The organism is Nocardia sp. NPDC004604 (assembly GCF_040609795.1).
Taxonomy (GTDB): Bacteria; Actinomycetota; Actinomycetes; order Mycobacteriales; family Mycobacteriaceae; genus Nocardia.
In genome coordinates this window covers 1-22,654 of the sequence record NZ_JBEXLC010000144.1, presented here as the reverse complement: position 1 = coordinate 22,654, position 22,654 = coordinate 1, and the positions used below count along the sequence as shown (strand labels likewise).

At 66.1% G+C, this 22,654-nt stretch carries 20 protein-coding genes; 16 read left to right on the top strand and 4 right to left on the bottom strand.

Features of this window, described 5'->3' with window-relative positions; translation table 11 throughout:
- From metH to ABZW16_RS35240, 11 genes are all read left to right on the top strand, one after another.
- The coding region (gene metH / locus ABZW16_RS35290; protein ID WP_354960457.1) for a methionine synthase at positions 1–3,254 on the top strand (3,254 nt) is incomplete at its 5' end.
- Positions 3,255–3,727: 473 nt separating this feature from the next.
- Positions 3,728–5,452 carry a protein kinase gene (locus ABZW16_RS35285; RefSeq protein ID WP_354960456.1) on the top strand — a complete coding sequence of 575 codons (1,725 nt, stop codon included), beginning with the start codon at positions 3,728–3,730 and terminating at the stop codon, positions 5,450–5,452.
- 20 nt (positions 5,453–5,472) lie between these two features.
- Positions 5,473–6,144, top strand: coding sequence for an HAD family phosphatase (locus ABZW16_RS35280; RefSeq protein ID WP_354960455.1), 672 nt, complete (start codon positions 5,473–5,475; stop codon positions 6,142–6,144).
- A 205-nt stretch (positions 6,145–6,349) separates the two neighbouring features.
- The gene (locus tag ABZW16_RS35275; RefSeq protein ID WP_354960454.1) at positions 6,350–7,213 is read left to right on the top strand and encodes an arpA protein; all 864 of its coding nucleotides are present in this window, start codon (positions 6,350–6,352) and stop codon (positions 7,211–7,213) included.
- 10 nt (positions 7,214–7,223) lie between these two features.
- Positions 7,224–8,060, top strand: coding sequence for a class I SAM-dependent methyltransferase (locus ABZW16_RS35270; protein WP_354960453.1), 837 nt, complete (start codon positions 7,224–7,226; stop codon positions 8,058–8,060).
- Positions 8,057–9,868 carry a choline/carnitine O-acyltransferase gene (locus ABZW16_RS35265; RefSeq protein ID WP_354960452.1) on the top strand — a complete coding sequence of 604 codons (1,812 nt, stop codon included), beginning with the start codon at positions 8,057–8,059 and terminating at the stop codon, positions 9,866–9,868. Before ABZW16_RS35270 ends, ABZW16_RS35265 begins: the two co-directional genes overlap by 4 nt.
- An 87-nt stretch (positions 9,869–9,955) precedes the next feature.
- Positions 9,956–10,237 (top strand): phosphoribosyl-ATP diphosphatase, encoded by a 282-nt coding sequence (locus ABZW16_RS35260; RefSeq protein ID WP_354960458.1) that lies wholly within the window; start codon positions 9,956–9,958, stop codon positions 10,235–10,237.
- A gap of 43 nt (positions 10,238–10,280) precedes the next feature.
- Positions 10,281–11,132: an ATP phosphoribosyltransferase gene (gene hisG / locus ABZW16_RS35255; protein ID WP_354960451.1), complete on the top strand. Its 852-nt coding sequence runs from the start codon at positions 10,281–10,283 to the stop codon at positions 11,130–11,132.
- A gap of 147 nt (positions 11,133–11,279) precedes the next feature.
- A complete protein-coding gene (locus ABZW16_RS35250; protein WP_354960450.1) occupies positions 11,280–11,414 on the top strand; it encodes a hypothetical protein in 135 nt (44 codons plus the stop codon).
- Positions 11,414–12,646: a putative sulfate exporter family transporter gene (locus ABZW16_RS35245; protein WP_354960449.1), complete on the top strand. Its 1,233-nt coding sequence runs from the start codon at positions 11,414–11,416 to the stop codon at positions 12,644–12,646. Before ABZW16_RS35250 ends, ABZW16_RS35245 begins: the two co-directional genes overlap by 1 nt.
- A gap of 214 nt (positions 12,647–12,860) precedes the next feature.
- Complete coding sequence (locus tag ABZW16_RS35240) at positions 12,861–13,010, top strand: hypothetical protein (RefSeq protein WP_354960448.1); 150 nt, start codon at positions 12,861–12,863, stop codon at positions 13,008–13,010.
- Between the two features lie 12 nt (positions 13,011–13,022).
- Here ABZW16_RS35240 and ABZW16_RS35235 read toward each other — a convergent pair whose 3' ends face one another.
- A complete protein-coding gene (locus ABZW16_RS35235) occupies positions 13,023–13,922 on the bottom strand; it encodes a RecB family exonuclease (RefSeq protein WP_354960447.1) in 900 nt (299 codons plus the stop codon).
- A gap of 76 nt (positions 13,923–13,998) precedes the next feature.
- On the opposite strand from ABZW16_RS35235, the gene ABZW16_RS35230 reads away from it, so the two are divergent.
- Positions 13,999–14,832 carry a tRNA (adenine-N1)-methyltransferase gene (locus ABZW16_RS35230; RefSeq protein ID WP_354960445.1) on the top strand — a complete coding sequence of 278 codons (834 nt, stop codon included), beginning with the start codon at positions 13,999–14,001 and terminating at the stop codon, positions 14,830–14,832.
- Here ABZW16_RS35230 and ABZW16_RS35225 read toward each other — a convergent pair.
- Positions 14,829–15,314 (bottom strand): hypothetical protein, encoded by a 486-nt coding sequence (locus ABZW16_RS35225; RefSeq protein ID WP_354960444.1) that lies wholly within the window; start codon positions 15,312–15,314, stop codon positions 14,829–14,831. The two genes, ABZW16_RS35230 and ABZW16_RS35225, sit on opposite strands and share 4 nt — an antisense overlap.
- Positions 15,315–15,520: 206 nt before the next feature.
- Here ABZW16_RS35225 and arc point away from each other — a divergent pair, with 206 nt between their 5' ends.
- From arc to ABZW16_RS35205, 4 genes are all read left to right on the top strand, one after another.
- Positions 15,521–17,281: a proteasome ATPase gene (gene arc / locus ABZW16_RS35220; RefSeq protein WP_354960443.1), complete on the top strand. Its 1,761-nt coding sequence runs from the start codon at positions 15,521–15,523 to the stop codon at positions 17,279–17,281.
- Positions 17,282–17,472: 191 nt separating this feature from the next.
- Complete coding sequence (locus ABZW16_RS35215; RefSeq protein WP_354960442.1) at positions 17,473–18,108, top strand: helix-turn-helix domain-containing protein; 636 nt, start codon at positions 17,473–17,475, stop codon at positions 18,106–18,108.
- Positions 18,101–19,621 (top strand): glycosyltransferase family 39 protein, encoded by a 1,521-nt coding sequence (locus ABZW16_RS35210; RefSeq protein ID WP_354960441.1) that lies wholly within the window; start codon positions 18,101–18,103, stop codon positions 19,619–19,621. Before ABZW16_RS35215 ends, ABZW16_RS35210 begins: the two co-directional genes overlap by 8 nt.
- A gap of 114 nt (positions 19,622–19,735) precedes the next feature.
- The gene (locus ABZW16_RS35205; protein ID WP_354960440.1) at positions 19,736–20,173 is read left to right on the top strand and encodes a VOC family protein; all 438 of its coding nucleotides are present in this window, start codon (positions 19,736–19,738) and stop codon (positions 20,171–20,173) included.
- Positions 20,174–20,329: 156 nt separating this feature from the next.
- Here the strand turns inward: ABZW16_RS35205 and ABZW16_RS35200 are convergent, their stop codons facing one another.
- Both ABZW16_RS35200 and ABZW16_RS35195 read right to left on the bottom strand, forming a co-directional pair.
- Entirely contained in the window at positions 20,330–21,493 is a 1,164-nt protein-coding gene (locus ABZW16_RS35200; protein WP_354960439.1) for a lipase family protein, read from the bottom strand.
- 176 nt (positions 21,494–21,669) lie between these two features.
- A complete protein-coding gene (locus ABZW16_RS35195) occupies positions 21,670–22,542 on the bottom strand; it encodes an LLM class F420-dependent oxidoreductase (RefSeq protein ID WP_354960438.1) in 873 nt (290 codons plus the stop codon).
- Positions 22,543–22,654 lie beyond the last annotated feature (112 nt).

Below are 22,654 nucleotides of genomic sequence, written 5' to 3'. Positions count from 1 at the left end.
GCCCCAGTGCCGACGGCACCCCGCGCTATGTGCTCGGCTCGATGGGGCCGGGCACCAAATTGCCGACGCTGGGTCATGCCCCCTATACCGCCCTGCGCGATGCCTACACCGAGGCCGCGCTGGGCATGCTCGATGCGGGCGCCGATGCCATTCTCATCGAAACCTGCCAGGACCTGCTCCAGGTCAAGGCCGCGGTCACCGGCAGTCAGCGCGCGATGGCCAAGCTGGGGCGACGGATTCCGATCATCACCCACGTCACCGTGGAGACCACCGGAACCATGCTGGTCGGCAGTGAGATCGGCGCGGCGCTCACCGCGCTCGAGCCGCTCGGCATCGATATGATCGGGTTGAACTGCGCCACCGGGCCGGATGAGATGAGCGAACATCTGCGCCATCTGTCCCGGCATGCGACGGTTCCGGTTTCGGTCATGCCGAATGCCGGTCTGCCGGTACTCGGCGCGAACGGCGCGGAATATCCGCTGACCCCCGAAGAGCTCGCCATCGCGCTGCGCGGCTTCGTCTCCGAATTCGGACTCGCCCTGGTCGGCGGCTGCTGTGGTACGACGCCGGAGCACATTCGCCAGGTGACCGCGGCGGTGCGCGAGGTGGAGCCGAGGCTGCCGCCGCTGGACGCGCGCCGCGAACCGGTGCACGAGCCGAGCGTATCGAGCATGTACACCGCGGTGCCGTTCGAACAGGACGCTTCGATCCTGATGATCGGTGAGCGCACGAATGCCAATGGCTCCAAGGCATTCCGCGATGCCATGCTGGCCGAGGACTGGCAGAAGTGCATCGATATCGCCAAGGACCAGACCCGCGACGGCGCGCACATGCTCGACCTGTGCGTCGACTACGTCGGACGCGATGGCGCCAAGGATATGTCGGCGCTGGCAGCGCGACTTGCCACGGCCTCGACCCTGCCGATCATGCTCGACTCCACCGAAACCCCGGTCCTGCAGGCCGGTCTGGAGCATCTGGGTGGTCGCTGCGCGGTCAACTCGGTGAACTACGAGGACGGCGACGGCCCCGAATCCCGATTCCAGCAGACGATGAAGCTGGTTGCCGAACACGGCGCCGCAGTGGTCGCGCTGACCATCGATGAGGAGGGGCAGGCCCGCACCGCCGAGAAGAAGGTGGAGATCGCCGAACGGCTGATCGCCGATATCACCGGCAACTGGGGTCTGCGCGAGAGCGACATCATTATCGATACGCTGACCTTCACCCTCGGCACCGGTCAGGAGGAGTCGCGGCGCGACGGCATCGAGACCATCGAGGCCATTCGACTGCTCAAGCAGAAACATCCGGAAGTGCAGACCACCCTCGGCCTGTCCAATATCTCCTTCGGCCTCAATCCGGCCGCGCGCCAGGTGCTGAACTCGGTGTTCATGCACGAATGCGTCCAGGCCGGACTGGATTCCGCGATCGTGCACGCCTCCAAGATCCTGCCGATCGCGCGCATTCCGGAGGAGCAGCGCAAGACGGCGCTGGATCTGGTCTATGACCGCCGCAGCACGGACTACGACCCGCTGCAGAAGCTCATGTCGCTGTTCGAGGGTGTGTCGGCCTCATCGTCGCGCGCCTCGCGCGCGGAGGAGTTGGCCGCGCTGCCGCTGTTCGAGCGGCTGGAGCGGCGGATCGTCGATGGTGAGAAGGCTGATATGGAGGCCGATCTCGATGCCGCCATGACCGAAGTGCCGCCGCTGCAGATCATCAACGAGACACTGCTGTCGGGCATGAAGACGGTCGGCGAACTGTTCGGTTCCGGCCAGATGCAGCTGCCGTTCGTACTGCAGTCGGCCGAGGTGATGAAGGCCGCGGTCGCCTACCTGGAGCCGCATATGGAGGTCACCGACGACAGCGGTAAGGGCCGCATCGTGCTGGCCACCGTCAAGGGCGATGTGCACGATATCGGCAAGAATCTGGTCGACATCATCCTTTCGAACAACGGCTATGAGGTCGTCAACCTCGGCATCAAACAGCCGATCGCGACCATTCTCGACGCCGCCGTCGACAAGAAGGCCGATGTGATCGGTATGTCCGGTCTGCTGGTGAAGTCGACCGTGGTGATGAAGGAGAACCTGGAGGAGCTGAACGCCAAGGGCGTCGCCGACCAGTTCCCGGTGCTGCTCGGCGGTGCCGCGCTGACCCGCGCATATGTCGAGAACGACCTCACCGAGGTCTACCAGGGCGATGTGCACTATGCCCGCGACGCCTTCGAGGGCCTGCGGTTGATGGACGACATCATGACGCGCAAGCGCGGCAGCGGAATCGATCCGGACAGTCCGGCGGCGATCGCCGAACGCGAGAAGGCGGCCGAGCGCAAGGCGCGCCATGAGCGCTCCAAGCGGATCGCTGAACAGCGCAAAGCGGTCGAGGTGCCGGTCGAGGTGCCGGCGCGCTCGGATGTGGCCGCCGATCTGCCGGTCGCGGTACCGCCGTTCTGGGGCACCCGGGTGGTGAAAGGCGTTTCGCTGCACGAGTATTCGGGACTGCTCGATGAACGCGCGCTGTTCCTGGGCCAATGGGGTCTGCGCGGCCAGCGTGGCGGCGAGGGGCCGAGCTACGAGGAGCTGGTGGAGACCGAGGGACGGCCTCGCTTGCGCTACTGGCTGGACCGGCTGTCCACCGAGAACGTGCTGCAGCACGCGGCGCTGGTGTACGGATATTTCCCCGCGGTCTCCGAGGGTGACGACGTGATCGTGCTGACGGAGCCGCATCCGGACGCGCCGCAGCGGTATAGGTTCACCTTCCCGCGTCAGCAGCGCGACCGCTTCCTGTGCATCGCCGACTTCATCCGCTCGCGCGATCACGCCCGCGAAACCGGTCAGGTCGATGTGCTGCCGTTCCAGCTGGTCACCATGGGGCAGCCGATCGCCGACTTCGCCAATGAGCTCTTCGCGGCCGACAACTACCGCGACTACCTCGAGGTGCACGGCATCGGTGTCCAGCTCACCGAGGCGCTCGCCGAGTACTGGCATCGCCGCATCCGCGAGGAGCTGGTGCTGGAAGGACATTCGGTGGCCGACTCCGATCCGTCGGATGTGCTGGAGTACTTCAAGCTCGGCTACCGCGGCGCCCGCTACTCCTTCGGCTACGGCGCCTGCCCGGACCTGGAAGACCGCGCGAAGCTGGTGGACCTGCTGGCGGCCGATCGCATCGGCGTGGTGCTCTCCGAAGAACTGCAGCTGCACCCGGAGCAGTCGACGGACGCGTTCGTCCTATTGCATCCGGAGGCGAAGTACTTCAACGCCTGACGGATTCGGTCGGACCGGCACGCTCGGCTCGGATACCCGGGTCCGCGGGTCGGGGTTGATCGCCGTCGACGCCGCGGGGCGCGGTCGGGCAACGCCGATCGGCCTGTTTCCGATCCGAATTCGTTATCCGACCGGACGCGACGGTGTGATTCTCGCCGCATCGGACTGCGCTCGCTCGATGCGTTCAGGGCCTTGATTACCTCGTGATATGCGAGATCGATTGCGGCGGAAAGGGCGCGCGACGCGACACGAGGGCCCGCGACGCGCGGGCGTGTCCCGATGGCCGCACCCGCCTGACCTGGGGTATCGGCTTCGGGTGCGCGTGGCGGTGGATGGATGTCGGTTGGGTATGACAAAGTCGGAACTGTTGGTACTGCATCCGGGGCAGTCGGCGGATGCGAGCGTCCTGCTGCAATTCGGGTGCAATGTACTTCGGCGCGTAGCATTTTCGAGGATTTCCGCTTACGCGCGGAGTGCGAGATGACTCGGCGGGCAAGCAGGAGGGGCTCAACACCATGACGGCGGACCGGTTGATCGCTGGACGGTATCGGCTGACGGATCCGATCGGCACTGGTGCCATGGGTGTCGTGTGGCGGGCCACCGACGTTCGGCTGCGCCGCACGGTCGCGGTGAAGCAGTTGCTACTCGGGCCGGGGCTGTCCCGGACACAGGCAATGGAGGCCAAACTGCGCGCCATGCGCGAGGGCCGCATCGCCGCGCGACTGCACCATCCCAATGCGATCACCGTCTTCGATGTCGCCGAGGAGGACGGCCAGCCCTGGCTGGTCATGGAGTACATGGACGCGCCGAGTCTGGCCGCGAAGTTGTCGGGCAAGCGCACACTCGCGCCGACCGAGGTGGCGCGCATCGGCGCCCAGGCCGCTGGCGCGCTGGCCGCGGCGCATGCGGCGGGCATCGTGCATCGGGACGTGAAACCGGCGAATCTGCTGGTCGGCGATGACGGCACGGTGAAGATCACCGACTTCGGCATCTCCCGCGCCGTCGGCGATGTGACGGTCACCGCGACCGGATTCCTGGCGGGCACACCGGCCTATCTCGCGCCGGAGGTGGCGCGCGGCGAGGATCCGGAACCGGCCTCGGATGTTTTCGCACTCGGCTCCACGCTGTACGCGGCGGTCGAGGGCAGCCCACCCTTCGGCGATGGGGATAACGCGCTCGCGGTGCTGCACGCAGCAGCGCGGGCGCAGGTGCCGCCGCCGCGGCACGCCGGGGAACTCGGTCCGGTGCTGATGCGATTGCTGTCCGCCTCGATCGATACCAGGCCCGATATGCGCGAGGCGAAGGAGGCGCTCGAAGCCGTTGCGGCGGGCCGCGCCCCGACATTGGCGAGCACGCCAGCAGCGACGAAGGTTATGCCAGCGCCCGGCGCGACGACCGATGCCGACGCGGGCGCGACGACAGTGCTGAACAAGCCCGGCGCAGGCCAGGCGGCCGCGGCCAGGGAGGCGGTCGCTGCAACACCGTCCGGACCCGCTGCACCGGTGGTCACCGTCGCACCGCCGAGGTCCGGGGGCACCGTGCCCGGCGGTGGCGGCGGCGCGCAGCAGAGTCGCGGCAGGCTGATCGCGGTGGCGGTCGCCGCGGCGGTCGCGGTGCTCGTACTGGTTGTGGTGATCACGTCGTCGCTGAAGAACGACGATCAGGGCGGTACGGCGGGCGGCTCCTCGACCTCAGCGCCCGCGGTGAACAATCCGGAGAACGGCCCGCAGTCGCCGATCGCGATCGAACCGGGTCAGCCGGAGCAGGCACCGGCGACCACCGCGGCGTCGAACTCCCAGCCGAGCACGACGGCTCAGCCGACGCCGACCTCGTCGGTCAAGCCGTCGACCACCGTGTCGCCGACGACAGTCAGCACCACCGCGTTCGGCCCGGCCACCGCGGACCGGATCTCCCAATTCATCTCCGGCTATTACGGGATGCTGCCCGGCAATGTGCAGGGCGCGTGGTCCCAGCTCACGCCCGCCTACCAGGGCCAGACCGGCGGCTTCGGCTCCTATTCGCAGTTCTGGTCCACCGTCCGCTCGGTGAGCGTGGGCGGCGTCACACCGAACGGGGAGAATCGGGCGGTGGTTTCGCTTACCTATAGCCTGAAGAACGGCTCGACCACATCGGAGAACCGGTGGATCCAGGTCTCGTCGGATAATGGGCGGTTGCTGATCGCCGCGTCGGGTTTGTAGAGGTTGAGGAGACGAATCGGGTGACGGCGCGACTTGCCGGTGTGCTGTGGGATATGGACGGCACACTGCTCGATTCGGAGAAGCTGTGGGATATCGCGGTGCGGGAGCTGGCACGGGCGCACGGCCATGAGATGAGCGATGAACTGCGGCATGCGCTGATCGGCGCATCGGGACCGAACGCGCTGCGGCTGATCTTCGACGGCCTCGGCATCGACCCGACACTGGAGACGGTGCGCGCCGCGGGCGAATTCATCGAGCGGCGGGTGACCGAGTTGATGGCGGGCCCGATCCCATGGCGTCCCGGTGCGAAGGATGCGCTGTCAATGGTGCGCACCGCGGGGCTGGCGACCGCCTTGGTCACCAATACCAAGCGGTCGCTTACCGAATTCGGGCTGGATACCCTCGGCCGTGACTTCTTCGACGTATCGGTCTGCGGTGACGAGGTCGAGCACGGCAAGCCCGCGCCCCAGATCTATCTGCGCGCCGCCGAACTCCTCGGCGTGCACCCGCGAGACTGTGTGGCATTGGAGGATTCGCCGACCGGCGCCGCCGCGGCTGCGGCGGCGGGCTGTGCGGTGATCGTGATCCCGTGTGAGATAGCGGTTTCGGACGCGCCGGGGCGGGTATTCCGTGATTCGTTGGTGGGGTTGACCATCGACGATCTGGAAGACGCTCTGCGCGTTCGAGGTTGAGCCGCGCACCTGGCCGATCGAGCCGCATCGGACCGATCCATGATCGCTCGGGCCCGCTGATCGTGCGCCGCCACTCCCGGCCTCGGCATAGCGAGAGTTACTGTGCCGCAACGCAAGTGCGCGCTGCTGGTAGGTGTGACCGTAGTCACCGGCAACTTTGTCGAATCCCGGGCGTGTCGTCGGCCGCTGCACCAAAATTTACGCCATGGCAGCGACGAGTGTCCTGGACGAGATCGTCGATACGGCACGGTATCCGCTGGCGGATCCGAACGGCAAAGCGTGGCGAGCTGCCGTGGCGCAGGCCCGCGCCGAACTCGCCGACGGCGGCTGTACGGTGCTGCGCGAGTTCATCCGCCCGGAGCTGATCGAGACGCTGCGCGCCGAGGGCGAGGCGATGGCCCCGGATGCGCACTATCAGGTCGAGCGGGTCAACGCCTACAACATTCCGCTGGATACCGCACTGCCGGAAGACCATCCGGGGCGCATCGTGCTCGAACGCGGCAATGCGTTCGTCCCGCGCGACCGCATTCCGGTCGACGCGCTGATTCACCGGCTCTATATCAGCGGGCTGTTCCAACGCTTCGTCGCGGACTGTTTCGGGCTGGCCGAACTGCACGAATTCGCCGATCCGCTGGCCGGACTGTGTCTGAATGTGGTGGCGCCGGGCATGTCGCATCCCTGGCATTTCGACACCAACGAATTTACGGTCAGCATGCTGACCCAGCCCGCCGAGACCGGTGGCGTCTTCGAATACTGCCCGAATATCCGTTCACCCCACGCCGAGCAGTTCGACGATGTGCGTGACGTGCTCACCGGATCCGGTGCGCGATTGGTCCGGCGCCTCGAGCTGCGACCCGGCGACCTGCAACTGTTCCAGGGCCGCTTCTCCCTGCACCGCGTTTCACCGGTCGAGGGCGGCACGGCACGGCATTCGGCGATCTTCGCCTATACCGATCGGCCCGGTGTCATCGGCACCGTGGAACGCACCCGCCAGCTGTTCGGGCGGGTACTGCCCGATCACCTAGCCGCCGCGGCCGACGCCGTCCGTGGCGATCGGTTGCTCGACTGAGAGGGACGACATGCCAGTGCCGTTGCACACGACCGGGAAAGCTTCCTTCGACGACATCTACGACCGTCCCGATCCGCGCGGGTACTACGCCCGGATGTCCGAATTGGATTACCGCATACCGGAGCTGGCGAAACCGTTCTTCCAGCAACAGATTCGGGAGTACCGCGCATCCGCGCGTGTGGACGCCCCGACCGTGCTCGACATCGGTTGCTCCTATGGCGTAAACGCGGCCCTGCTGCGCTTCGACACCACCATCAGCGATCTGGCCGACCATTACCGCACGGCCGAGGATGCCGACCAGGCCGCGCTCATCGCCCGCGACCGCGCCCGCCTCGATGCCCGCGACCAACTCCCCGGCGTCCGCTTCATCGGCATGGATGCCGCCCGCCCCGCACTGTCCTACGCGCACGCCGCCGGATTCCTGCACGACACGGTGCACGCCGATCTGGAGGCCGCCGAGCCGACCGACGAGCAACGCCGTACGCTGGCGGCCGCGGATATTGTTATCTCGACCGGTTGTGTCGGATATGTCACCGAGAAGACGCTGGCGCGTGTCGCACTCGCGCACCCGCGTCGGCGGCCGTGGATGGCACACTTCGTATTACGCATGTTCAGTTTCGAGCCGATCGCCGCGGAACTGGCCGCGCTCGGCTACCGCACCGAGCGAGCCCCCGGGGTGTTCGAACAACGTAGATTCGCCTCCGACAGTGAACGCACCCAAGTGCTGAATACCTTGGCCGCCAGCGGTATCGACACCGATGGCCAGGAAAGCACAGGCTGGCTGCTCGCCAACCTGTACATCTCGCGACCGCTCCCGAAATACGCCGACCCCGAGGACTCGCATTGACCGAACGCACCTTCGCCGCCGACGACCACCTGCCCCGGGTGCCCCTGCCGACGCTGGAGGACAGCTGCGAGCGGTTGCTGCAGTGGTGTGCTCCACTGCTCACCGCCGATGAATTCGCCACCACCGAGGCCGCGGTAGCCGACCTGCTACGCGCCGACGGACCCGGCCGGACGCTGCATGCGGCACTGGCCGAATACGATGCCACCCCCGGCGTCGGCAGCTGGCTGGATCTGTTCTGGCCATCCCGCTACCTGGGCCGTCGCGATCGCATCGCGCTCAACGCCAACTTCTTCTTCCTCTTCCGCGATGACACCCCACTGGCCAGCTCCACCGGCGCATCGCAGGTGGAGCGCGCGGCCGGAATCATCGCGGCCGCGGTCGACTACAAGTTGGCGCTCGATGTCGAGGCGATCGCGCCGGTAACCCAGCGCGGCCAGCAGCTGTCGATGTGGCAGAACAAATACCTGTTCTCCGAGACCCGGATTCCGGGAGAGATACAGGATTCCGTGCGGGTGCCCTACAGCGACGAATGGCCCGGCCCCTCGGATGCCCGGCACATCGTGGTGTTCTTCCACGGCACCATGTTCCGGATGGATGTGATCGGTCCGGATGGTGCGCCGTATTCGCTCGACGATCTCGCCGACGGGCTGCGCGCGGTGCTCAAGGCCGGTGCGCGCTCGGCTCGCACCGATACCGCCGTCGGACATCTGACCACCAAGGCGCGGGCCGAATGGGCTGCCAGCAGAAAGGTATTGCGCGCCGAACCGGCCAACCTGGCCGCGCTGGACACCATTGAGACGGCACTGTTCTGTCTGTGTCTGGAGGACTTTGCCCCGCGCGACGAACTGCAGGCCTGTGACGAGCTGCTGCACGGTGACAGCGCCAACCGCTGGTTCGACAAGTCGGTATCGTTCATCGTCTTCGGGGACGGGCAGGCGGGCATCAATGTCGAGCACTGCGGACTCGACGGCACCACCATCCTGTCCTTCGTGGACACTCTGTTGCAGACCCCTGCCGCCGAACATGCCACCCGGTCCGGGGCGAAGGCGCAGGGATTGCCCGCGGTGGAGCCGATCGAATTCGTCCTCGATGCGGCCCTGCGTACCGATATCGCCGCGGCGGGCGCGGCATTCGCCCACTACGCGTCCGAGAATGCCACCGCGACAGTATCTTTCGATTTCGGGACGACGCAGGCCAAGCAGCTCGGCATCTCACCGGACGCCTTTGCCCAGCTGAGTTATCAACTGGCGCACCGGCGCAGCAAGGGGCTGACCGGGGCCACCTACGAATCCATCGCCACCCGGCAGTACCGCAACGGCCGCACCGAGGCCATGCGCGTGGTGACACCGGAGATGGTGGCCTTCGTCGACACGATGCAGGATCCGGCGGCCGCCGACGCCGATCGGCTGCGCGCCGCGCTGAGCGCCGCGAGCGCGCATGTCGACCGCGCCAAACAGTGCCAGGCCGGTGACGCGCCCGAACAGCATCTGTGGGAGCTGGAGTGGATCCAGCGGCGCCGCGGGGCCGAACTCGGCGTCACCGAACCGATCCCGCTGTACACCAGCCCCGGCTGGACGATCATGCGCGACGACTACCTGAGCACCAGTTCCGCACCATCTGTCAATATCCGATACTTCGGCTTCGGCTCGACCAGTCCGAAATGCATCGGCATCGCCTACGTGCTGCTTCCGGACCGGTGGAACCTCTACCTGGCCACGCCGAAGGCGGTCGCCAACGCGATGTACGCCTTCGCGGACCACCTGTGCACCGCCGTCGCCGACCTGCAGGCCCTGCTCACCGGAGCCTGACCCGCCGACCGCATCCCCGTCTCCCGATACGCCGGGCGACGGGGATGTCCTGCGTTATGGGCCGGAGCAACGGCCCCGCACCCGGGTCTGAAACAATGGCTCATCGTGAAGAACTTCGAAACCCTGTTCGCCGAGCTGCAAGATCGTGCGGTCACCCGCCCCGAGGGGTCCGGGACCGTGGCGGCATTGGACGCGGGCGTGCATTTCCAGGGTAAGAAGGTGCTCGAGGAGGCCGGGGAGATCTGGCTGGCCGCCGAGCACGAGGGCGACGAGGCGCTCGCCGAAGAGATCTCGCAACTGCTCTACTGGGTCCAGGTGCTGATGGTGGGCCGCGGGCTGAAGCTGGAAGACGTGTACCGACATCTGTGACGGCGCGTCGATCCGTAGTTTTTCTTCCCGAAAGGACTCAACCATGCTGCGCGTCGCAGTCCCCAATAAAGGCGCACTCTCCGAATCGGCCACATCGATCCTGGCCGAGGCCGGTTACCGCAGGCGCACCGATGCCCGCGATCTGACCGTCCTCGATCCGGCCAACCAGGTCGAATTCTTCTTCCTGCGGCCCAAGGACATCGCCATCTACGTCGGCTCCGGTGAGCTCGATCTCGGCATCACCGGCCGCGATCTGGCGCTGGATTCCGGTGCACCGGTACAGGAACGGCTCGCACTCGGCTTCGGCCGCTCCACCTTCCGCTACGCCGCCCCGGCCGGGCGCGAATGGAAGGTCGAGGATCTCTACGACAAGCGCATCGCCACCTCCTATCCGAATCTGGTGCTCGGCGACCTGCAGCGGCGGGGCATCGAGGCCGAGGTGATCCGCCTCGACGGTGCCGTCGAGATCTCCATCCAGCTCGGGGTGGCCGATGCCATCGCCGATGTGGTCGGGTCGGGCCGCACCCTGCGCCAGCACAACCTGGTCGCCTTCGGCGAGACGCTGTGCGATTCGGAGGGTGTCCTCATCGAGCGCGCCGGTTCGGACCAGCAGGAACGGGCCCGCAACCAGCTCATCGCGCGCATCCAGGGCGTCGTCTTCGGCCAGCAGTACATCATGCTGGACTACGACTGCCCGAAGGAGCTGCTGGACGAGGCGGTCAAGATCACGCCCGGCCTCGAATCGCCGACGGTATCGCCGCTCGCCGATCCGGGCTGGGTCGCCATTCGCGCGATGGTGCCGCGCAAACAGGGCAATGAGGTGATGGACCGGCTCGCCGAACTCGGCGCGAAGGCGATCCTGGCCTTCGATATTCGGTCCTGCCGCGCCTTCTGACACGTTTCGAGCGACTCGGCCCCGTCGGTCCGGCGGGGCCGAGTCCTTATATGCGAGTGATCGATTCACTGCGATTGCAACCGGTGTGCTGACCTGCGGTCGATTGGTACGTTGCGGCCTCGATGAGGAAATGCAAGGAGTACCACCGTGTCACAGACACCGCCCGCCGAACGTTCGGGCAGCACATTCGCATGGAATGAGGACTGGCTGGCGGCAATCGTCGGCCTGGTCCTCATTGCCCTGGTCCTGATCGGCGCGATCCCGGATCGGCTGGTGCCGTGATGTCGGAGACCGAAGCCGAGACCGAGGGCGACGCCGCAAGCATTGCCGCCGAGCCCGACAACGCAGCACCGGAGCCGGACCCCGCCGAGTCGAGCGCCGTGGCTGCTGAGCAAGCCCCTGCTCGGTCCGAAACCTCTGCACTACAAGCGATTTCGCGCCCAACAGGGGCAGAGATCGCGGCCGGGATCGCGGTGGTCATCCTGCTCGGCGCACTGACCCGCTACTTCGACACCCACGTGCCGCGCTGGGCGGTCGACACTCCGCTCGAGCGGGTGGCCAAGTCGATCGAATTCCCGGTCTATGCCATCGCCATCGGTCTGATCGGCAATGTCGTACTCGCGAAACTCGATCTGCGGGAACGCCTTTCGGCTGGTTTCCGCACCGAATTCTTCATCAAGACCGGTGTCGTACTGCTCGGCGCATCGATCAATCTGAGGATTCTGGTCACCGCCGCCGGACCGTCGATCGTGCAGGCACTGCTGCTGATCACCACGGTCTTCGGCTTCACCTGGTGGCTGGGTGGCCGCCTGGGCCTCGACGATAAGCTACGTGCCCTGCTGGCCTCGGCCGTCTCGATCTGCGGTGTCAGCGCCGCCATCGCGGCTGCGGGCGCGGTGCAGGCCAAGCGCGAACAGATCGCGTACGCGGCGTCGCTGGTGATCATCTTCGCGCTGCCGTCGATCTTCGTATTGCCCTGGCTTGCAGATGTTTTCGGCCTCTCCGACGCGGTCGCCGGTGCCTGGATCGGCGGCAATATCGATACCACCGCGGCCGTCGCGGCCTCGGGTGCGATCGCGGGGGAGAAGGCGCTGCAGATCGCCACCATCGTCAAGACCACGCAGAACGCGCTGATCGGCGTTGTTGCGATCGCGCTGACCGCCTACTTCACGCTTCGGGTCGAACGCACCCCCGGCGCGGCCGGGCCCGCGGCGCGCCAGTTCTGGGAACGATTCCCGAAGTTCGTGCTCGGCTTCGTCGCGGCCTCCGTGATCGGCACCCTGTACCTGCAGTCGGCCGATAAGAAGTCCGGTGCGGCGCATATCGCGATCGTCAACGATCTGCGCACCTGGTTTCTTATCTTCGCTTTCGTCTCGATCGGCCTGGAGTTCTCCGTGCGCGGGCTGCGGGAGGCGGGCTGGCGCCCGGTGGTGGTCTTCGGCTCCGCGGCCGTGGTGAATCTGGCTGTCGGACTGGGTCTGTCGGTGCTGCTGTTCCACAACTTCACCGGGTAGATCCGCGGCGGTAACCCGTCGTTCCGATGCTCGCCGGTCGCCCCGGCGAGCATCGCTGTGGCGTGCCTTGATGCGCGGTGTGCATTTAGTTCGGGGTCGATCTCACGAAAACTTAATGATTCGCCGTCAACACTTGGGGCGTGTTAGGCGAAACAAACAATGGAACACCTCGGACGGGCGGATCGTTCGGGAACGAAGCACAGGGGAGGACGCGGTGAAACCGAGTATCGAGCAGGTCGGCTCGTGGTGGCGGATTCGCAATGCGCTCATTGTGATCGGTGATGTGGTCGGGGTACTCGTCCTGATCGGCGTGATCGCCGTACTCGGTTCGCACGGCTTCAATCTGGATCTGTTCACCGGCTGAGCGCGAGTCCGCTCAGTCGGAGACCGCGTCGGCGAAGGTTTCATCCGGCGACTCCCCGGTGCCACCATCCGGCCAGCCCGGATAGGCCGGTGGGGTGCCACCGAATTCGGGGCACAGATTCTGGTAGCTGCAGAAGCCGCACAGCCAGCTGGTGCTCGGCTGGAAGTCACCGGTGCGGCCTGCCGTCAGAATGGCCTGCCACAACGCCGAGAGCGTGCGTTCGAAGCGCAGTAGTTCATCCTCGTCGGGGGCGTAGGTGAGGATCTGCTCGTCGGCCAGGTAGATCAGCCGCAGTTGGGTGGGCAGGATGCCACGGGTGCGCAGCACCACCAATGCGTAGAACTTCAGCTGGAACAGCGCCTTGGTCTCCTGGGCGAGTCCGGGCGCGCGGCCGGTCTTGTAGTCCACCACGCGCAGCTCACCGGTCGGCGCGACATCGATCCGATCGACGAACCCACGCAACAGCACACCGTCGTCGAGTTCGACCTCCACCCGCGACTCACACGACTCCGGATCGAACCGGGTCGGATCCTCCAGCCGGTAGTACGCCTCGACGAGGGTGCGGACCTCGTCGAGAAATTCGGCCAAACCGTCCTGCGTGACCAACTCGGCGATCTCGGGCCGGTCGGCCAGCACCCGGGCCCAGGCGGGTTCGGCGAGGGCGGCGGCGCGTGCGGGCAGTCGATCCGCGGCGGGCAGTCCGTACAGATCCTCCAGTACCGCGTGCACCACCGTGCCCCGCACCGCGATTCGCGTCGGCGGTTCCGGAATCCGATCGATCGCACGGAACCGGTACTTCAGTGGGCACTGCTTGAAATCCATTGCCCGAGAAGGAGACAGCGCCGGGCGCTGGCGATTGTGCGCAGGCTCCCGTGCGGTGTCGGCAGGGGGCGTGGATACCGGCGAATGCATACCTGGCAGGCTATCCGGCGGCACCGACACGCCGGTGCCGTACGGCTAGACCGCACCGACCAGCGAACGGAGATACATGACGGCCAGACGGACCGGGCCATTCACCATCGGGGACCGGGTACAGCTGACCGATGCCAAGGGGCGCCTCTACACCGTGGTGCTGGAGCCCGGTAAGGAGTTCCACACGCATCGCGGCGGTATCAAGCACGACAATCTCATCGGCGCCGATGAGGGCAGTGTCGTGCAGTCCACCAATGGCACGCCGTATTTGGCCTTGCGCCCGTTGCTGATCGATTACGTACTGTCGATGCCGCGCGGTGCGGCGGTCATCTACCCCAAGGACGCCGCGCAGATCGTGCACGAGGGCGATATGTTCCCCGGCGCGCGGGTGCTGGAGGCCGGTGCGGGTTCCGGTGCGCTGACGTGCTCGCTACTGCGCGCGGTCGGCCCGCAGGGCGAGGTGGTCTCCTACGAGATCCGCGAGGATCACGCCGCGCACGCGATCCGCAATGTCGAGACCTTCTTCGGCGAGCGTCCGGACAACTGGTCGATCACCGTGGCCGATGTCGCCGACTACGACGGCCCGCCGGTCGATCGGGTGGTCCTGGACATGCTCGCGCCATGGGATGCGCTGCCCGCGGTGTCCAAGGCACTGGTCCCGGGCGGCGTGCTGGTGGTCTATGTGGCGACTGTCACACAATTGTCGAAAGTGGTCGAGGCGCTGCGCGAGCAGGAGTGCTGGACCGAGCCGCGATCCTGGGAGTCGATGGTGCGCGGCTGGCATGTGGTCGGACTTGCGGTGCGGCCCGAACACCGGATGCAGGGCCACACCGCCTTCCTGGTCAGCGCGCGGCGGCTGGCCGAGGGGACGGTCACCCCGAAGCCGCAGCGCCGCCCGTCGAAGGGTTAGGCCGGAACGCAGGGGGCCTGGGCGAAGCCGAGCATCAGGCAGCCGCTGGCATCTGACAGCTTCCAGGTGCCGTCGACATATTCCCAGGTCATTGGCATGGCGGGGGCGGTGCCGTGCGGTGAGGTGATGGTCACCTGGGCGGTCGCGGTGTTGCCGCTGCTGGTGATATCGGCGACCGCGTAGGTGAGCTTGCCGTAGCCGCCGAGCGCCTGGTTCATCTGGTCGATATTGGCGGTGCGCTTCTCGCCGCCGACGATGAGCTCGGCCTTCTCGGAGGTGGATTTGGCCGGGTCGGAAAGGGCGTCCAGGACGGCGGTGAGCGCTTCGGCGGTGGGCGCGGCGGCACTGCCGTGACCCGCGGTGCTGGTCGTCGCGGCGGCCAAAGAGGTAGCGCTGGCCTTGACATCGGACTTATCGTCGGAGCCGCAGGCGGTGAGGCCGACGGTAGTGGCCATCGCCGCCGCGGCGATAACCATGGACATGCGAAGTGTCCTGGCGGGAAGGAGCATCGTCAGCAACCTTTCGGTTCGGTCGGCGAAGCAGGTCGCCGTGGCCTGGTTAGGGCAGGCTAACATGGTGGTTCCGCCGCCGATCGCGGCCCAGATGTGATCACGACGAAACCATGTCGGAAAGCGAGAACGGTTCACGCCCGGTAGCGTTGATAGACCGGGACTGGGAGGAGCAGCACATGAGCCCCATCGAGAATTCGGATTCGGCGGCCTGGAGAGAGCTCGAGGCGGTACGCGCCGAAGCGGCTGCACTCCGAAGGCAACTTGCCGATTCGCCGGATCGCGCACGGGAATTGGAAGCCCGCATCGATTCGCTGACCATTCGCAACACCAAGCTGATGGACACCCTCAAGGAAGCGCGGCAGCAGTTGGTCGCGCTGCGCGAGGAGGTCGATCGGCTGGGTCAGCCACCGAGCGGGTACGGAATTCTCATCGGCGTGTACGAGGATCAGACGGTCGACGTGTTCACTTCGGGACGCAAGATGCGCCTGACGTGTTCACCCAATATCGACACCTCGACCCTGGAGTACGGCCAGACCGTCCGCCTCAACGAGGCGCTCACGGTCGTCGAGGCCGGAATCTTCGACGCGATCGGTGAGATCGGCACGTTGCGCGAGATCCTCGACGACGGACGCCGGGCGCTGGTCGTCGGACATGCCGACGAGGAGCGCGTGGTGTGGCTGGCGGGTCCGCTGGCCAAGGTCGCCGAGGTCGACGATCTCGACGATCCCGAGTCGCCGGTGCGCAAACTGCGGCCGGGCGATTCGCTGCTGGTCGATACCAAGGCGGGTTTCGCCTTCGAGCGCATCCCCAAGGCCGAGGTCGAGGACCTCGTGCTCGAGGAAGTGCCCGATGTCGACTACGGCGATATCGGTGGTCTCGGTCGCCAGATCGAGCAGATCCGCGATGCGGTGGAATTGCCGTTCCTGCACAAGGATCTGTTCCGCGAGTACGCGCTGCGACCGCCCAAGGGTGTGCTGCTCTACGGTCCGCCCGGTTGCGGTAAGACGTTGATCGCCAAGGCCGTCGCCAACTCGCTGGCGAAGAAGATCGCCGAGGCGCGCGGTGAGGATGCCAAGGAAGCCAAGTCGTTCTTCCTGAACATCAAGGGCCCCGAACTGTTGAACAAGTTCGTGGGTGAGACCGAGCGTCACATTCGGATCATCTTCCAGCGGGCCCGCGAGAAGGCGTCCGAAGGTACGCCGGTGATCGTGTTCTTCGATGAGATGGATTCGATCTTCCGCACCCGCGGATCGGGCGTGTCCTCCGATGTGGAGACCACGGTCGTGCCGCAGCTGCTCTCGGAGATCGACGGTGTCGAGGGCCTCGAGAACGTCATCGTGATCGGTGCGTCCAACCGCGAGGACATGATCGACCCCGCGATCCTGCGGCCCGGACGTCTCGATGTGAAGATCAAGATCGAGCGGCCGGACGCGGAATCGGCGCAGGACATCTTCTCGAAGTATCTGACCGAGGGACTGCCGCTGCACGCCGATGATCTCGAAGAGTTCGGCGGCGACAAGGGGCTGTGCATTCGCGCGATGATCGAACGGGTCGTCGACCGGATGTACGCCGAGAGCGAGGACAACCGCTTCCTGGAGGTCACCTACGCCAACGGTGACAAGGAAGTCCTGTACTTCAAGGACTTCAACTCCGGCGCCATGATCCAGAACATCGTGGACCGCTCCAAGAAGTACGCCATCAAGGCGGTACTCGACACCGGCAATCCGGGCCTGCGCATCCAGCATCTCTACGATTCGATCGTGGACGAGTTCTCCGAGAACGAGGACCTGCCCAACACCACGAATCCCGATGACTGGGCTCGCATCTCGGGTAAGAAGGGCGAGCGGATCGTCTACATCCGCACGCTGGTGACCGGCAAGAACGCCAGCGCCAGCCGCGCCATCGACACCGAGTCGAATACGGGCCAGTACCTGTAGGTTTCGAACCGAAGGGCCGCGCTTCCGCTGGGAGCGCGGCCTTTCGGCGTTTCAGGGGGCGATCCCACACCGGGGTGGTCGCGAATCGCAGGGGGCCGCTTCAGGTGATCTCTCGGTCATCCTCGCGAGGTAGGTGGGAGTCATTCTTGGGGTTGATGTGGCTTTTCATCCGGGCCGCCTAAAATTTGGCCGTGCGGCCAGAAAATGAGACGGTTGGTCAGCAGCGGTCGTTCATCGAGGAAGCGCGGCGGCGGCAGATCATTGCTTCGGCGGTGGAGGTGATCTCCGAGGTGGGGTACGGCAGCGCCTCGCTGGCGCGGATCGCCAAGCATGCCGGGATCTCCAAAGGAGTCATCTCGTATCACTTCGCCAGGAAGGACGAGCTGATGGAGCAGCTGGTCATCCAGCTGTACGTGTCCGCCGGCGAGCACATCGCGCCCGCGGTCATGGCCGCGGAGGGTGCGCACAATCAGTTGCTCGCCTATATCGGGTCGAATCTGCAGTTCATCGATGCGAATAAGAGGTACGTCGCGGCGCTGATCGATGTGGTGCTGAATCTGCGTGATGCGGACGGCAAGCCGCGCTTCGCCTCGGCAGAGGGTGAGCAGGAGATCATCCAGCCGCTCGTCGACATCATGCGGGAGGGGCAGCGGCGCGGTGAATTCGGCGACTTCGATCCGCGGGTAATGGCAATGTCGATCCGTGATGCCATCGACGGCGCGGCCGGGCGGGCCATTCGGGAGAAGGACTTCGATATGACAACCTATTCGGCCCATGTGTGCCGGTTATTCGATGTGGCGACCCGTAAGAGGGGAAGCGATGACTGATCTGATGGAAAGCGAAGTTCGGCAGCGCGAGAGCAGCGCGGCGACACCGCCGTTCGCCTGGCTCGGCGTCGGGGCGATCGCGGCGGTGGCGGCGATCATGCTGTTCGCCTCGCTGGGGCGGTACGGGTTCTTCGGTGACGAACTGTATTTCCTCTCGGCCGGGCGCAGACTCGCATTCGGCTATGCCGATCAGGGGCCGGTGCTGCCCGCGATCGCCAGGCTGATGGATCTGATCGCGCCGGGATCGCTGGTGGCCCTGCGGATTCCGGCCGCGCTGGTGACGGTTGCCGCGGTGCTGATCAGTGCGCAGATCGCGCGGGAGTTCGGCGGGTCGCGGAATGCGCAGGTGTTGACCGCGGTGGCGTATGCGACCTCGCCGTTCCTGCTCGTGCAGGGAACTCAATTGGCTACCAATACGATCGACACGGCGCTGTGGGTATTGATCAGCTGGCTGCTGATCCGGTGGGTGCGCACGCGCCGCGACAGTCTGTTGCTATGGGCAGCGCTGGCTACTGCGCTGGATATCCAGGTGAAATGGCTGATTCCGTTCTTCTGGGTCGCGGTCGCCATCGGGGTGGCGATCTATGGTCCGCGTGAGCTGCTGCGGCGGCCGGTGCTGTGGGTGGGTGCGGGGCTGGTCGTGCTGGTGACGGTTCCGACGCTGATCTGGCAGATCGAGCACGACTGGCCGCAGCTGCGATTGGGTGCGGTGGTCGCGGCGGAGCAGTCGGCGATCGGCGGCCGGTACACCTGGCTGCCGTTGGCGCTGGCTTTTGCCGGACTATTCGGTGGGGTACTGCTGATCTCGGGGATCTGGGCGCTGTTGCGCTGGGAATCGCTGCGGCCGTACCGATTCCTCGCGGTGGTCCCGCCGCTGCTGACGGTGGCGTTCATCGCCACCAACGGTCGCCCCTACTATGCGGCCGGATGCTATGCGGCCGTAATGGCGGCGGGTGCGGTGCGCTGGACCGCGAATACGGCACGGCGGCGCAGGTACGTGACCGTTGTGCTCGTCGCGGTTTCGGCGGCGATCGGGGCTTTCTCGATGCCGTGGCAGCCCGAGTCGTCCATAGATCCGGTCGATAGCCCGGCCGAGGCCAGTTTCAAAATCAGCCTCTATGGCAGGTTCGGCTGGCCGGAACTGCGCGAGGCCACCGCCGATGCTTATCTGGCGCTGCCGGAAGCACAACGGTCCGATGCCGTCATCATTGCCGATTCCTATTGGCAGGCAAGCGCTTTGGATATCGATAGGCAGCGCTACGGACTACCCGCGGTCTACAGCCCCAACCGTGGCTTCGGATACTTCGGCACCCCGCCGGATTCCGCCACCACGGTGCTGTGGGTCGGCAATGCCGAGGACGAAATGCACACGGCCTGTAGCGAATTGGCTCCGGTGGGACGCGTCGACGCACGCCTGGGCTACCCGGATGCCACCCGCAACGTAACCATCTGGCGCTGTACCCCACGCCAGCCCTGGTCGCGGGTCTGGCCGGATATGCTTCGCCTCGACTGAACCGCCGGGCCGGGCGCGTCCGATTCGTTCAAGACTTCCGGATTCCGCTCGCATTGACTGAACAGTGGCCGGGGCCATTGCCCCGGCCACTGTTCGAGCATCAGGAGGATCGGTATGAAGGCGAATATCAACGCGATCACCTTGGCCGTGAGCGACCTGGAACGGTCCCTGCACTTCTACCGGGACGGCCTCGGCCTGTCCTCACCGGGCATCATCGGCACGGAATTCGTCCGCGACGAGCAGCACCCGGGCGGCTCGGTAGCCATGTTCACCTTGGACAACGGCCTCATCCTGTCCCTGTACGCCCGCACCGACCTGGCACTGGACGCCGGGATCCCACCCGAACGCGTCACGGGATCCCCGATCAGCCTGGGCCTGTTCCTCGACAGTCGAGAAGACGTCGACCTGATCCTGCATCGGGCCGAACAAGCAGGCGGCACCATCGTCCGCCCACCCCTGACCCGCCCCTGGGGCATCTACGCGGGCTACTTCGCCGACCCGGACGACCACCTGTGGGAAGCGGTCCATTTCCTGAACAACACACCCGCCTGACCTACACCCGGAGCCCGCCGACGAACCAGTCCAGCGTCTGACCGTGCGAGTTGCCTCGTGCTTCGACCTCGGCGAAGTGGCGATAGCGTTGGGAGGTATCCATCTTGATCCGTCCTGCCAGGCTGAATCTGTTGCGTCGGAGGGGGATTCGTGCGTCTAGGTGAACAGGCCGGTGAGGTAGGGGATGAGTTGGGGCCAGGAGGCTTCGACGATGCCCTGGTGGCCGGTGGGGTAGGTGTGGAATTCGTAGCGGGTTGCGGATGCGGTCAATTCGGTGAGTAGGGCGGCGGTCAGGGGGTAAGGGACGGTGGTGTCGTCGAGGCCCTGGGTGATGAGTAGCGGCTGGCGGTATCCGGAGGTGGGGACGGAAAGGTAGTGGGCCAGGCGATCCGGGAAGTCGCCGGTGAGCAGTGGTTTGGCGAGTAAGGAGCCGAGGGGGAGGTTGGTGGCCTGGGCGGGCCAATCGGCTACGCACAGGGTGGCCAGCCGGTCCATGAGGGCGATGCCGGCCGGGGTGAAGTAGCTGTCGATATCGGCGGTGGGGTAGGCCGAGCGCATACCGTCGAGTGCGGCGGCGATATTGGCGGTGACGCGGTCCAGGACAGGTACTCGGGGTACGTATGGGCCCGCCAGGGCGATGGCGTGCTCCAGGTTGGCGGGTGGTGCGAAGGCCGCGGTGCCGCGGAAGTCGAGTTCGGGTGCGTAGGTCGGGGCGAGGGCACCGGCGTTCAGCGCGGCGTGTCCGCCCTGTGAGACACCGACGACCGCCCACCTCGTCGACAGGTCGGCATCGGCGGTGCGCGCGGCGCGAACCAGGTCGATGGTCGCGGTGGCTTCGGTGCGCGACTGCAGGTACGGATGTGGTGTCGCGGCACCGGGATGTAAGCCGACATAGTCGGGCGCGACCACCGCATAGCCTTGGTCGAGCAGCCGGTGCAGATACGAGGCGTCACCCCTGGCCTGCTTGGTGGTGATTCCGCATTGCGGGCCCATGCCGCTGGTGCCGTGGTCCCAGGCGATGACCGGCCAACCACCGGGCGGCGGTGTGCCATTCGGAGTGAACAGCAATCCCGTCGCCGTTGTGGTGGCACCGGCCGGGCCTTCGGTGACATATTCGAGCACCGAGACCCGATCGAACCCGCCCCAACCGGGCGTTTGCGCGATCGAAGACACCAGTTCGCCCACCGCACGGGCGGCGTGCGCCACACCTGCGGTCGCCACGCCCGCTACGCCGAGCACGACGGCGACCATTCCCGCGAGACCGGCGCGAATGCGCACGCGATACGAGACGCCCGGCCCGCTCCGACAGTTCGCGTGCATACCCGCTCCTCTGTTCGGTACAGATGTCAGCACCCTATCCACATCCCGCTGTCGCGGTTACCCTTGCGCGAAGTCGGGCGCGTCACATCCTCGACGGCACAGGCCCTTTCGCCACCACGGGGAGACGATCGCGCGTCTGGGGTGTCGAAAAGGCTTGTGCCGTAGCGAGGCCGGTTTCAGAGATCGGCGAGCTGGGGCACGGCGGGAGCCATGGCGTCGATCCAGGCGGCCGGGGAGCCGGTAGTCGGGATGATGATGACGGTATGAACGCCGAGTTTGGCGTAATCGGCCATCTTCCGGACGAATTCGTCGCGAGTGTCCGGATTCGGGCGCGGATTATTGGCCATAATGGTTATGCGGATTTCGTTGTAGTCGCGTCCGACTTCGTCGCAATGCCGTCGCAGTACGTCGAGTTTGTGGCCGACCTCCTCAGGGGAGGAGCCGAACAGGTTGCAGGCGTCGCCGTACTGCGCGACCAACCGCAGTGTTTTGCGTTCGCCGCTGCCGCCGATGAGCACCTTGGGCCGGTTGATCGGCTGCGGCGAGCACAGCGTCTCGGCCAGCTGGTAGTACTTGCCGTCGAAGGGGCCGTTGTTCTGCGGGTCCCACATCTGCTGACAGATCCGCAGCGTCTCCTCCAGCCGCTCGAACCGTTCGGCGATCGGCGGGAACGGCACGCCGAGCCCCTGGTGCTCGCGCTCGAACCAGGCGGCGCCCAACCCCAGTGCCGCGCGGCCACCGGACAGGACGTCGAGCGTGGTGACGATCTTGGCGAGCAGACCGGGATGCCGATACGTCACGCCGGTGACCAGCAGGCCGAGCTCGATGCGCGAGGTGTGCGCGGCCAGGTAGCCGAGCGTGGTGTAGCCCTCCAGCATGTTCGACTCCGCCGGTAGCCCGGTCGGCTCGATCTGGAAGTAGTGGTCCATGAACGACAGCCAGGTCGCACCGGACGCCTCTGCCGCGGCGCCCACCCTGGCGAGTTCACCGGCGATGGCCGTCGTACCGCCATCGATATCGAATATCGGTAGATGAAAACCGAGTTCCATGAAGTGATCCTCTGGTTCTAGACGACTGTGCGCATCCAACGCTATGACCTGGAGCGCACTCCAAGTCAAGTCTGTGGCCGCAAATCCGTCCCGCCCCATCGCCTCTCGCAAC

Coding starts and splice junctions, on each gene's coding strand:
- ABZW16_RS35195 (WP_354960438.1), bottom strand. CDS start 22,542: ATGGAACTCGGTTTTCATCTACCGATATTCGATATCGATGGCGGTACG.
- ABZW16_RS35200 (WP_354960439.1), bottom strand. CDS start 21,493: ATGCACGCGAACTGTCGGAGCGGGCCGGGCGTCTCGTATCGCGTGCGC.
- ABZW16_RS35275 (WP_354960454.1), top strand. CDS start 6,350: ATGGCAGCGACGAGTGTCCTGGACGAGATCGTCGATACGGCACGGTAT.
- ABZW16_RS35205 (WP_354960440.1), top strand. CDS start 19,736: ATGAAGGCGAATATCAACGCGATCACCTTGGCCGTGAGCGACCTGGAA.
- ABZW16_RS35225 (WP_354960444.1), bottom strand. CDS start 15,314: ATGTCCATGGTTATCGCCGCGGCGGCGATGGCCACTACCGTCGGCCTC.
- ABZW16_RS35235 (WP_354960447.1), bottom strand. CDS start 13,922: ATGCATTCGCCGGTATCCACGCCCCCTGCCGACACCGCACGGGAGCCT.
- hisG (WP_354960451.1), top strand. CDS start 10,281: ATGCTGCGCGTCGCAGTCCCCAATAAAGGCGCACTCTCCGAATCGGCC.
- arc (WP_354960443.1), top strand. CDS start 15,521: ATGAGCCCCATCGAGAATTCGGATTCGGCGGCCTGGAGAGAGCTCGAG.
- ABZW16_RS35245 (WP_354960449.1), top strand. CDS start 11,414: ATGTCGGAGACCGAAGCCGAGACCGAGGGCGACGCCGCAAGCATTGCC.
- ABZW16_RS35210 (WP_354960441.1), top strand. CDS start 18,101: ATGACTGATCTGATGGAAAGCGAAGTTCGGCAGCGCGAGAGCAGCGCG.
- ABZW16_RS35230 (WP_354960445.1), top strand. CDS start 13,999: ATGACGGCCAGACGGACCGGGCCATTCACCATCGGGGACCGGGTACAG.
- ABZW16_RS35270 (WP_354960453.1), top strand. CDS start 7,224: ATGCCAGTGCCGTTGCACACGACCGGGAAAGCTTCCTTCGACGACATC.